Genomic DNA, 11,120 nt, shown 5'->3' on the forward strand with positions numbered 1-11,120 from the left:
GAACGTTTCCGCCTGCTCGTCGAGAGCGTGCGGGACTACGCCATCTTCATGCTCGACCCCGAGGGCCGGGTCATCAGCTGGAATGCCGGTGCCGAGCGCTTCAAGGGCTACCGCGCGCACGAGATCATCGGCCAGCACTTCTCGCGCTTCTACCCGCCCGAAGCGCTGGCGCGCAGCCTGCCCACGCACGAGCTCGAGGTGGCCCAGGCGACCGGGACCTTCGAGGACGAGGGCTGGCGCGTTCGCAAGGACGGCTCGCAGTTCTGGGCCAACGTCGTGATCACCGCGATGCGCGCCCCCGACGGCCAGCTGCTCGGCTACGCCAAGGTCACGCGCGACCTGACGCAGCGGCGCGGCCATGAAGAAGCCCTGCGCCGCAGCGAAGAGCGGTTCCGGCTGCTGGTCGAAGGCGTGTCCGACTACGCGATCTTCATGCTCGACCCCAACGGCAGGATCGCCACCTGGAACGTCGGTGCCGAGCGCATCAAGGGCTACACCGCCGCCGACATCATCGGCAGGCACTTCTCGATCTTCTACCCACGCGAGGCACGGGAGAGCGGCTGGCCAGACCACGAGCTGCAGGTGGCCGCCGAGAAGGGCAGCTTCATCGACGAGGGATGGCGCGTGCGCAAGGACGGCTCGATGCTGTGGGCCAACGTCACGATCACCGCGCTGCGCCATGGCGACGGCCGGCTGCTCGGCTTCGCCAAGCTGACCCGCGACCTCACCGAGCGCCGGCAGGCCGAGGCCGCCGAGCTCGCCAGCCGCCAGCGCGACGAACTGCTGCAGGCCGAGCGCAGCGCCCGCATGGAGGCGCAGCGCGCGACGCGCGTGAAGGACGAGTTCCTCGCGACGCTGTCGCACGAGTTGCGCACGCCGCTCAGCGCCATCCTCGGCTGGACCCAGGTGCTGCGCCGCGCCGCCAACACCGACAAACCGGTGGACCTGGAGCGCGCCATCGAGGTGATCGATCGCAATGCCCGGGCGCAGGTCAAGTTGATCGACGACCTGCTCGACCTGAGCCGGATCATGGCCGGCAAGGTCCGGCTCGATGTGCAGCCGATCGCGCTGCTGGACGTGGTGCAGGCGGCCGTCGACTCGGCGCTGCCCTCGGCCGAGGCCAAGGACGTGCGCCTGACGAGCCAGCTGGATCCGGCCGCGTCGACGGTGCACGGCGACAGCGGCCGCCTGCAGCAGGTGGTGTGGAACCTGCTCACCAACGCCATCAAGTTCACGCCGCGCGGCGGGCAGGTGCAGGTGACGCTGCAGCGCGTCGGMGCGCGCCTCGAGCTGAGCATCAGCGACAGCGGCATCGGCATTCCGGCCAGCTACCTGCCGCACGTGTTCGACCGCTTCTCGCAGCAGGACAGCTCGACGACGCGGGCCTTCGGCGGCCTGGGCCTGGGGCTCGCGATCTGCAGGCAGCTGGTGGAGCTGCACGGCGGCACGATCCGGGCGAGCAGCGAGGGCGAAGGCCAGGGGGCGAGCTTCGTGGTCGAGCTGCCGGTCTCGCAGGCGCCGCAGCAGACCGAGGCGGCGCAGTCCGGGCCGCCGGCCGGGGCCGGGGCTGCCGACCTGCCGCCGCTGCCGCGGCTGGGTGGCGTGCACGTGTTCATCGTCGACGACGAGCCCGATGCGCGCGAACTGCTGCGGTGCATGTTCGAGGACCAGGGTGCGCAGGTGACCGGCTTCGCCTCGGCGCAGGAGGCGCTCGCGGCCGTGCAGCAGGCCCGGCCGGCGCTGATCGTGAGCGACATCGGCATGCCGGCGATGGACGGCTACCAGTTCATGCGGGCGCTGCGCGCCGCCGAAGGCCGCGACGAGCGCATCCCCGCCGTGGCGCTGACCGCCTTCGCGCGTGCCGAGGACCGCAAGAAATCGCTGCTCGCCGGCTACCAGGCCCACCTGGCCAAGCCATTCGACATGGCGGAGCTGATCCTGACGGCGGCGGGGCTGCTGGGGCGCTGAGYCGCTACGGCGCAGCGGCAGAGCCTGGGACGCTCGGACCGACCCGTCGATCAATGGCTGACAGCGCCGTGGAACCGTGTCGCGCGGAACGGCACTGATTCGGGCCATTGGTCAATGAATCGAAACGGAACTCCCGCATGAATCCCAGCGTCTCTTCTCAAAACAACCGCCGCGTCGTGTCGGGGCAATCCACGGACCGGATACAGGCCCCCTCTGCGTCCCGGCCGACCGACACGAGTTCGGATCTGCACGACGCATTGAACAGGCTGGAGGAACCCGGGTGTTCACCGAAGAAACGCTTTCTCGCGTGGACCATGGCGCTGAACATCAGCCTGAGCGAAAAAAATGACGAATGCCTTGCATGGCTGCACCACCTGCATGCACACGGCGAAGACGGCAGCCAGGAGATCGATGCCTCCATCGCGCTCCGCGAGCTCGATCTCGACACCCTGGAATACGCCTTCGCGTGGCTCGACCGCACTGGGATCTCATTGCCGGTCGGCATAGAACAAGAGGCCGATTCCATCAGAGCCAACCCCTCGATGCTCAAGCTCGCAAGCCTGCTGCTTCGCGATTCCCACCGGATCCGCTCGCTGAAGATCACCGGCAACGGCAGCTCCTTCGAAGATGAAGCGCTGCGCTGCCTGACCCAGGCCCTCGAAGGCAACCAGTCGCTGCGATCGCTGACACTCTGCAGTTGCGGCCTCGACGACAGTGCGATGGCGCAGATTGGCGCTGCACTGAAAGGCAACCGCTCCATCGAGGAGCTCGACTTCTCCTACAACTCATGCGGCACGTCCGGCTACACCGCGATGGCCTGCTCGCTCGGGAACCGGCGCCATCTGCGGGCGTTGACCCTCCGCGGAGCTGCAGGCGACGGCGGCCTTGCAGCGATTTTCGAATCGCTGAAGGAGCTCGGCGTCGAGGAGATTCATCTGGTTTCAGCGTCGTACTCGCAGGCCGATGCCAAGGCGCTCGCCGACCTGCTGACCACTTCGAAGTCCTTGAAGGTCCTGGATCTGGGCCATCCCTCATGGAACAAGGCCTGCCGCGACCAGAGGTCTTCAGGCGCTGGCCGACTGCATCACAAAGTGCGGCGGAAATTCCAGCGTGCGCGGCTGGGCAGATGGAAACTTGCAGAAAAGGAGGCCATTTCGAAGGACGCCAGGACGGCGAAGCGGGTCAGTACCGTCATGGACATCGTCTTCAACGCCATCGGTGGGAACTCGACGCTGACGGAGCTCTGCATCCGAGGCTGGCCGCTTGAGGCAGGACATGCCCACGCGCTGGGCAAGATGCTTTCGCAACCATGCAGCCGGCTGACCAAGCTCAAGATGGGCAAGGTCGACAATCACGAGGTGTACCAGGCATTTGTGAAAGCTGCCATGCAGAGCGAGACATTGATCGAGCTCGATGTGTCCCCGGGCGTTCCCGATGAGGTGATGAAGGTCATCGAGGGAAACCGTGCCCGGCTGGCGCCCCTCGCCCTGCACACGATGTTCCATCGCAGCGGATTGCCGTACCTTCCCAAGGATGTTCTCGAGCTCATCCGGAGGCAACTCAATGGGAAAGACGTTGGGAACGTGATCCAGTTGGTGGCGGGTCTTCGACCCGAGACCGACTGACTCGCCGCTACGGCGCCGCGCGAGATGCGCGGCCCGCCGTCGCCTCGACCCACTCGCACAGCCGGCTGGCCTCGTGGTTCAGCATCTGCAGCGAGGCCACGCCGAGGCGCCGCAACGCGCCGGTGCTGACCCGGTCGAGGATCGGTGGCGCGTCGTCGAGCAAGGCCATCTCGTCCTGCTCCATCAGTTCGAGCAGCACGCGCACGCCGTGGGTCACGTCGATCACCTGGCCGATCAGCTGGTTCAGGTGCCGGGCCTCGATCGGGAGCGCGTCGCTCTCCGGGCGGGTCCATCGAAAGGCTTGAAAGTGCGGCGCGGTACGGCTGTCGTCGCACGCGTCATCATCAGGAAAGGCCGTCATCGCAGGGGCTCCTCGAACGCGTACCGTCTGCCACCCCGTTTCACAACGAGGGTGGCAGCCCAAGGCAGGGTTGGAAGACCGGTCTCAAAGGAGTCGGCGAGCCCGAAGGCTCCCCCACCTGGGCTGCCGTCGAGACGGGCACCAAGGGGCGACAACGATCAAGCCACCGCAGAGGGTGGCTTGATCGCTCCTTTGAAACCGGGCTTCCAACCCCGACCCACGCTCTTGCGCAGGCGGGCGCAATTTAGCATGGCCTCACGCGGCCACTTGTCGCCCACAACCCCGCACCGCGTTCAGCCAAGCCCCAGGTGTAGGATCCCCCGCTTCCCCACCTGCCCTCGCCCGCCATGTCCGTCTACGACCGCCTGAAAGCCCTCGGCATCGAACTGCCGCCGGTGTCCGCCCCCGCTGCCGCCTATGTGCCCTTCGTGCGCACCGGCAACCTGGTGTTCCTGTCCGGCCACATCGCCAAGCGCGACGGCAAGCCCTGGGTCGGCCAGCTCGGCCGCGACACCGACACCGCCACCGGCAAGCTCGCCGCGCGCGCGATCGCGATCGACCTGATGGGCACGCTGCACGTGGCGGTCGGCGGGAACCTGAACAAGGTCGAGCGCATCGTCAAGGTGATGAGCCTCGTCAACAGCACCGGCGATTTCACCGAGCAGCACCTGGTGACCAACGGCTGCTCCGAGCTGCTGGCCGAGGTGTTCGGCGCCGAGAAGGGCGCGCATGCGCGCAGCGCGTTCGGCGTGGCCCAGGTGCCGATGGGCGCCTGCGTCGAGATCGAGCTGATCGCGCAGGTGGCCTGAACGATGGCCGCCTTCAAGTTCGGCGCCACGCAGCGCCTGTATGCCGTCGCGGTGCTGTGCCTGGCCGCCGTCGGCGTCGCGCTGTTCTCGCAGTACGTCTTCGACATGCGCCCCTGCCCGTGGTGCATCCTGCAGCGCCTGCTGTTCACGCTGATCGCGGTGCTGTGCATCGTCGCGGCCTGGCTTCGCGGCGGGCCGCGCGTCGCGCTCGGCGGCATCTCGGTGCTGCTGGCCGCCTGCGGGATCGCGGCAGCGCTGTACCAGAACCTGGTCGCCGCGAAGTCCTCCTCGTGCAACCTGACCTTCGCCGACAAGATCATCAGCGGCATCGGCGTCGACAAGCTGCTGCCGTCGGTGTTCCAGGTGACCGGCAGCTGCGCCGAGGCGGCGGTCTCGATCATCGGCGTGCCTTACGAGTTCTGGAGCCTCGCGGTGTTCGGCGTGGCCGGGCTGCTGGTGCTGTCGGCGCTGCGCGGGCGCTGATCACCCTGGCCGCGGGTCAATCGCCGATGGCGCCCGCGGCCATCGAGGGCTAAGCTCACAGCATCGTCCGCTACCGGAGCACGATCATGATGTGGCACTGGAACTCGTGGTGGGAACCGCGCCAGGACAACCCCACCGCCACCGAGCCCCCCGCCTGGCACGGGCCGTGGGGCGTGGAGCAGGTGGCCGCCTGGCAGGCGCGCAGCTGGGAGCACATGGTGAGCACGAGCCGCTCGATGTGGAGCTTCTGGCTCGGTGCGATGCCGATGCCCACGTGGCCGGCGATCGGGCAACTGACACCGCCGACACCGCCGCAGGAGGTGCAGCCGGAGCCGCCGGCCGCAGCGGCAACACGGACGCCGCGCAAAACTTCGCCGCGCAAGCGGACTGCACAGCCCGACGGGCGACACGCGCAGCAGGCGCGCCACCGGTGAGCCTGCCCCCCGGCCGCTGAGCCGGGCGCGCCATCAACCTGGCGTCAGCCCGCCAACACCCGCTGCGCCTTCATCCCCGCATCCAGCACCTTGCCCTTGCGCGCCCGCTTGCCGCCATAGACGGCGAGCGACGCGCCCTTCAGGTCTTCCTCCTTCGGCTTGCCGCCGCGGCCCAGGCCCAGCACCTTCAGCGCGGCCGCGCAGGTGGCGGTGGAGACCAGCGGATCCTTCGCATCCACTTCCATCAGCGTCAGCMCGCGGCCGCCGTTGGCCTGCAGCTTCAGCTCGTCGAGCGGGAACACCAGCAGCCGGCCCGAGAGGCTCAGGCACGCCACCTGCGTGTGCGCCGCCGCCAGCGGCACCGGCGGCAGCAGCTTGTCGCCCTCGTCCAGCGTGATGAAGCTCTTGCCGCCGCGCTGCCGGCTGACCATGTCGGACACCTGCGCCAGCAGCCCGAAGCCGCCGGTGTTCGACAGCAGCAGCTTCGTGTCGGCGCTCGCCGCGAAGTAGTGCAGCGGCTGCGTGCCGCTCTCCAGGTCGACCAGCGTCGTGATCGGCTGACCATCGCCGCGCCCGCCCGGCAGCAGGCTGGTCGCGATCGAATACACCCGCCCGTTGCTGCCGAACACCAGCAAGGTGTCGACGCTGCGGCACGGGAAGGTGCCGTACAGCCCGTCGCCGGCCTTGAACGCCAGCGCCGCCGGATCGATCTCGTGGCCCTTCAGCGCGCGCGCCCAGCCCTTCAGGCTGACCACCACGGTGACCGGCTCGTCGAGCACCTTCACCTCCAGCACGGTGCGCTTGCCGGCCTGGATCAGCGTGCGGCGGTCGTCGCCGTACTGCTTCGCATCCGCCTCGATCTCCTTGATCATCGTGCGGCGCAGCGAGGCCGGGCTGCCGAGGATCTCCTGCAGCTTGTCGCGGTCGGTGCGCAGCTCGCCCAGTTCCTGCTCGATCTTGATCGCCTCCAGCCGCGCCAGCTGGCGCAGCCGGATCTCGAGGATGTCGTCGGCCTGCCGCTCGCTCAGCTTGAAGCGCTCGATCAGCGCGGCCTTCGGCTCGTCCGAGTGCCGGATGATGCGGATCACCTCGTCGATGTTCAGCAGCACCAGCTGCCGGCCCTCGAGCACGTGGATGCGCTCAAGCACCTTGTCGAGCCGGAACTGCGTGCGCCGCTGCACGGTCTGCTGGCGGTAGGCGATCCACTCCTGCAGCATCAGCCGCAGCGTCTTCTGCGTTGGCCGGCCGTCGGCGCCGATCATCGTCAGGTTGATCGGCGCCGAGCTCTCCAGGCTGGTGTGCGCGAGCAGCGTGTTGATCAGGTCCTGCTGCTCGATGCGGCTGGTCTTCGGCTCGATCACGATGCGCACCGGCGCATCCTTGTTCGATTCGTCGCGCACCACGTCGAGCACCGCCAGCACCGAGCCCTTCAGCTGCACCTGGTCGGCGCTCAAGGCCTTCTTGCCGGTCTTGATCTTCGGGTTGATCAGCTCCTCGATCTCTTCGAGCACCTTCTGCACGCTGGTGCCGTGCGGCAGTTCGGTGATGACGAGCTGCCACTGGCCGCGCGCCAGGTCTTCGATCTTCCAGCGCGCGCGCACCTTCAGGCTGCCGCGGCCGGTGGTGTAGGCGGCGCGGATCTCCTCGGGCGCGCTGATGATCTGGCCGCCGCCCGGGTAGTCGGGGCCGGGCACCAGCGTGAAGAGCTCGTCGTCGCTGAGGTTCTCGTTCTTGATCAGCGCGACGGTGGCCGCCGCGATCTCGCGCAGGTTGTGCGAGGGCAGCTCGGTGGCCAGCCCCACCGCAATGCCGCTCGCGCCGTTCAGCAGCACGAAGGGCAGGCGCGCGGGCAGCAGCCGCGGCTCGCGCTCGACGCCGTCGTAGTTGGGGATGAAATCGGCCGTGCCTTCATCGAGCTCGTCGAGCAGCAGGCGCGAGATCGGCGCGAGGCGCGCCTCGGTGTAGCGCATCGCTGCCGCGTTGTCGCCGTCGCGCGAGCCGAAGTTGCCCTGGCCGTCGACCAGCGGGTAGCGCTGCGAGAAGTCCTGCGCCATGCGCACCATCGCGTCGTACGCCGCCTGGTCGCCGTGCGGGTGGAACTTGCCGATCACGTCGCCGACGACGCGTGCGCTCTTGACCGGGCGCGCACCGGCCGTGCCGGCGAAGGCCAGGCCCAGGCGCTGCATCGCGTACAGGATGCGCCGCTGCACCGGCTTCTGGCCGTCGCACACATCGGGCAGCGCCCGGCCCTTGACGACGCTGAGCGCGTATTCGAGGTACGCGCGTTCGGCGTAGTGGGCCAGCGTGATGGCGTCGTCGGGATTGCCGGTGTCGAAGAGGTCGGTGGTCATCGTGTTGTCAGTTCGTAGCCCGGATGCCAATCCGGGAGTTGTCATTCATGATTCGCCGCCGCTCCCGGATTGCGCTGCGCTTCATCCGGGCTACGGTGCAGGCGCAGCGCGCTCGGCATGCGCGCCTGCAGCAGCGCCCAGTAGAGCTCCAGCACCAGGTGCACGTGCGCCTGGGTTTCGGGGATGGCCGGCATCTCGCCGCCGGCCTTGCGCACCGCCGATTCGCCGGCGTTCCAGGCCGCGAGCGCGACATCGATGCGGCCGAAGCGGCGTGTCAGGCTCGACAGCATGCGGGCGCCGGTGAGGATGTTGGTGCGCGGGTCGAGCAGCTTCTCGCGCAGCGCCGCGGGGCGCTCGTCGGCCGCGAAGCCGCCGTAGTGCTGCGCGGCGATCGGCGTCAGCTGCATCAGCCCGACCGCGCCACGCGGCGACACCGCCTTCGCGTTGAAGCCGGACTCGACCGCGATGATGGCCTTCAGCAGCTCGATGTCGACGCCGTGCGCGGCCGCCGCCTCGCGCAGCAGCGGCTGCAGCGATTTCACCTCGGGTGCGAACTCCAGCCACGTGAGCAGGCCGCCGGCACCGTCGGTCTTGCCGGGCACGCGCAGCTGCGCCGCATCGCCCAGCACCAGGTGGTAGCGCGAATCGACCTGCGTCGGTGCGAGGTGTGCGGTGCCGCTGCCGTCGACATAGCCCCACAGCTCGGCATGCACGAGCGCGGGCACGGCGAGTGCAGCAGCCGCCAGCGCGGCCTTCATCTCAGACATCCACCTCGACGTCGTCGCCGCGCAGTTCCATCAGCTCGCGGCGAGCCTGCGCCTCGCCCTTGCCCATCAGCTTGGTCAGCGACTCGGTGGTGGCGGTGAAATCGAGCGCGCCGAAGGCCACCTGCAGCAGGCGGCGCGTGTCGGGGTTCAGCGTGGTGTCCCACAGCTGCTCGGCGTTCATCTCGCCCAGGCCCTTGAAGCGGCCGATGCTCCAGCTGTTGTCGCGCGCGCCTTCCTTGCGCAGCTTGTCCAGCGTGGCGGTCAGCTCGCCTTCGTCCAGCACATAGAGCTTGGCCGCCGGCTTCTTGCCGCGCGCCGGCGCATCGACACGGAACAGCGGCGGCTTCGCGATGTAGATGTTGCCGCGCTCGATGAGCTTCGGGAAATGCCGGAAAAACAGCGTCAGCAGCAGCACCTGGATGTGCGAGCCGTCGACGTCCGCATCGCTCAGGATGCAGATCTTGCCGTAGCGCAGGCCCGACAGGTCCGGCTCGTCGCTCGCACCGTGCGGGTCGACGCCGATCGCCACCGCGATGTCGTGGATCTCGTTGTTCGCGAACAGCCGGTCGCGCTCGACCTCCCACGCGTTCAGCACCTTGCCGCGCAGCGGCAGCACCGCCTGCGTCTCCTTGTTGCGGCCCATCTTCGCGCTGCCGCCGGCCGAATCGCCCTCGACCAGGAACAGCTCGTTGAGCGCCAGGTCGCGGCTCTCGCAATCGGTCAGCTTGCCCGGCAGCACCGCCACGCCCGAGCCCTTGCGCTTCTCGACCTTCTGGCTCGCGCGCTGGCGCGTCTGCGCCTGCTTGATCACCAGGTCGGCCAGCTTGCGGCCCAGCTCCACATGCTGGTTCAGCCACAGCTCCAGCGCCGGCTTCACGTAGGTGGAGACCAGCCGCAGCGCATCGCGGCTGTTCAGCCGCTCCTTGATCTGGCCCTGGAACTGCGGGTCCAGCACCTTGGCCGACAGCACGAAGCTGGCGCGCGAGAACACGTCTTCCGGCATCAGCTTCACGCCCTTGGGCAGCAGGCTGTGCAGGTCGATGAAGCCCTTGACCGCGCCGAACAGGCCGTCCTTCAGGCCGGCTTCATGCGTGCCGCCGTTCACCGTGGGGATCAGGTTCACGTAGCTCTCGCGCATCGGCGAGCCTTCCTCGGTGAAGGCCACGCACCAGGCGGCGCCCTCGCCCTCGGCGAAGTTCTCGGTCTCGCGCGAATCGGCGTAGCGCTCGCCCTCGAACAACGGGATCACCGGGTCGGCCGCGAGCGCCTGCATCAGGTAGTCGCGCAGGCCGCCCTTGTAGGTCCAGGTCAGCACCTCGCCGCTCTTCTCGAGGGTCAGCGAAACGATGACGCCGGGCATCAGCACCGCCTTGCTGCGCAGCAGGTGCGTAAGCTCGGCCTTCGGGAAATCGACGCTCTCGAAGTACTTCGGGTCCGGCCAGGCACGCACCGTGGTGCCGGTCTTGCGGTCGCCCGACGAGGCCGCGTACACGCCCTTGCGGATGACCAGCGGCTCGATCACGTCGCCGCCCGAGAACGCCAGCTGCGCCACCTGGCCCTCGCGATACACCGTGACCTCCAGCCGCTTGGCCAGCGCGTTCGTCACGCTGACGCCCACGCCGTGCAACCCGCCCGAGAAGCTGTAGGCGCCGCCGGAGCCCTTGTCGAACTTGCCGCCGGCATGCAGGCGGGTGTAGACGATCTCGACCACCGGCACCTGCTCTTCGGGGTGCAGCCCGAACGGGATGCCGCGGCCGTCGTCGTGCACGGTGACCGAACCGTCGGTGTGCAGCACCACGTCGATGCGCTTGCCGTGGCCGGCCAGCGCCTCGTCGGCCGCGTTGTCGATGACCTCTTGAATGATGTGCAGCGGGTTGTCGGTGCGGGTGTACATGCCCGGCCGCTGCTTCACGGGCTCGAGGCCCTTCAGGACACGGATCGATGACTCGCCGTAGGAATTGCTGGGTTTGGTCGCCATGGGGCGGGATTCTAGAAGCCCACCACGTTACAACTCGCAATCGACCGTGGCGCAGCCGACACGGAGCCGTCGCCGGGGCGCGTTACCCTGGCGCGCATGCACCTTGCCTCCGCCTCCCTGATCGCCCTGCTGGGCGCCATCGCACCGATCGCCCAGGCCGCCGACCTGAACACGCTGCAGTCGCTCTCGCAATCCGAATTCCGCCTGCTGTCGGAAGACCTCGGCGCCATCCTGTCGTTCAAGCCACTGATCCCGTCCGAGCCGCTCGGGCTGACCGGCTTCGACATCGGCGTCGGCGTGTCGGGCACCGTGCTCGAGAACCGCAGCGTCTGGGAGAAGGCGGC

9 protein-coding genes and 1 pseudogene are annotated in these 11,120 nt (G+C 68.6%); 6 read left to right on the top strand and 4 right to left on the bottom strand.

All coding sequences use genetic code 11. The features are described 5' to 3' along the window. Positions 1-1,968, top strand: a 1,968-nt coding sequence (locus AC1DXV_RS24940) for a PAS domain-containing hybrid sensor histidine kinase/response regulator (RefSeq protein ID WP_477936069.1), incomplete at its 5' end; no start/stop codon positions are given. 137 nt (positions 1,969-2,105) lie between these two features. Then, the gene (locus AC1DXV_RS24945; protein WP_477936071.1) at positions 2,106-3,593 is read left to right on the top strand and encodes a leucine-rich repeat domain-containing protein; all 1,488 of its coding nucleotides are present in this window, start codon (positions 2,106-2,108) and stop codon (positions 3,591-3,593) included. Between the two features lie 7 nt (positions 3,594-3,600). Here AC1DXV_RS24945 and AC1DXV_RS24950 read toward each other — a convergent pair whose 3' ends face one another. Further along, a complete protein-coding gene (locus tag AC1DXV_RS24950) occupies positions 3,601-3,954 on the bottom strand; it encodes a hypothetical protein (protein WP_477866743.1) in 354 nt (117 codons plus the stop codon). A gap of 347 nt (positions 3,955-4,301) precedes the next feature. Between AC1DXV_RS24950 and AC1DXV_RS24955 the strand changes: the two genes are divergently transcribed. From AC1DXV_RS24955 to AC1DXV_RS24965, 3 genes are all read left to right on the top strand, one after another. After that, positions 4,302-4,763, top strand: a complete 462-nt coding sequence (locus tag AC1DXV_RS24955; RefSeq protein ID WP_477866745.1) for a RidA family protein — start codon at positions 4,302-4,304, stop codon at positions 4,761-4,763. A gap of 3 nt (positions 4,764-4,766) precedes the next feature. After that, on the top strand, positions 4,767-5,246 hold the full coding sequence (locus AC1DXV_RS24960) for a disulfide bond formation protein B (RefSeq protein ID WP_477866747.1): 480 nt from the start codon (positions 4,767-4,769) through the stop codon (positions 5,244-5,246). An 86-nt stretch (positions 5,247-5,332) separates the two neighbouring features. Beyond that, positions 5,333-5,680, top strand: a complete 348-nt coding sequence (locus AC1DXV_RS24965; RefSeq protein WP_477866749.1) for a hypothetical protein — start codon at positions 5,333-5,335, stop codon at positions 5,678-5,680. A gap of 44 nt (positions 5,681-5,724) precedes the next feature. Here the strand turns inward: AC1DXV_RS24965 and parC are convergent, their stop codons facing one another. The 3 genes from parC to AC1DXV_RS24980 are packed head-to-tail and all read right to left on the bottom strand — an operon-like array spanning position 5,725 to position 10,776. Beyond that, positions 5,725-8,031 carry a DNA topoisomerase IV subunit A gene (parC, locus tag AC1DXV_RS24970; RefSeq protein WP_477936073.1) on the bottom strand — a complete coding sequence of 769 codons (2,307 nt, stop codon included), beginning with the start codon at positions 8,029-8,031 and terminating at the stop codon, positions 5,725-5,727. A gap of 41 nt (positions 8,032-8,072) precedes the next feature. Continuing rightward, on the bottom strand, positions 8,073-8,789 hold the full coding sequence (locus tag AC1DXV_RS24975) for a lytic transglycosylase domain-containing protein (protein WP_477936075.1): 717 nt from the start codon (positions 8,787-8,789) through the stop codon (positions 8,073-8,075). Position 8,790: 1 nt separating this feature from the next. Next, positions 8,791-10,776: a DNA topoisomerase IV subunit B gene (locus tag AC1DXV_RS24980; protein ID WP_477936077.1), complete on the bottom strand. Its 1,986-nt coding sequence runs from the start codon at positions 10,774-10,776 to the stop codon at positions 8,791-8,793. 96 nt (positions 10,777-10,872) lie between these two features. Here AC1DXV_RS24980 and AC1DXV_RS24985 point away from each other — a divergent pair. Then, positions 10,873-11,120, top strand: a pseudogene (locus AC1DXV_RS24985) (hypothetical protein); the annotation flags it as partial.

The organism is Rhizobacter sp. P3_C12 (assembly GCF_056402735.1).

Coding starts and splice junctions, on each gene's coding strand:
- AC1DXV_RS24945 (WP_477936071.1), top strand. CDS start 2,106: ATGAATCCCAGCGTCTCTTCTCAAAACAACCGCCGCGTCGTGTCGGGG.
- AC1DXV_RS24950 (WP_477866743.1), bottom strand. CDS start 3,954: ATGACGGCCTTTCCTGATGATGACGCGTGCGACGACAGCCGTACCGCG.
- AC1DXV_RS24955 (WP_477866745.1), top strand. CDS start 4,302: ATGTCCGTCTACGACCGCCTGAAAGCCCTCGGCATCGAACTGCCGCCG.
- AC1DXV_RS24960 (WP_477866747.1), top strand. CDS start 4,767: ATGGCCGCCTTCAAGTTCGGCGCCACGCAGCGCCTGTATGCCGTCGCG.
- AC1DXV_RS24965 (WP_477866749.1), top strand. CDS start 5,333: ATGATGTGGCACTGGAACTCGTGGTGGGAACCGCGCCAGGACAACCCC.
- AC1DXV_RS24975 (WP_477936075.1), bottom strand. CDS start 8,789: ATGAAGGCCGCGCTGGCGGCTGCTGCACTCGCCGTGCCCGCGCTCGTG.
- AC1DXV_RS24980 (WP_477936077.1), bottom strand. CDS start 10,776: ATGGCGACCAAACCCAGCAATTCCTACGGCGAGTCATCGATCCGTGTC.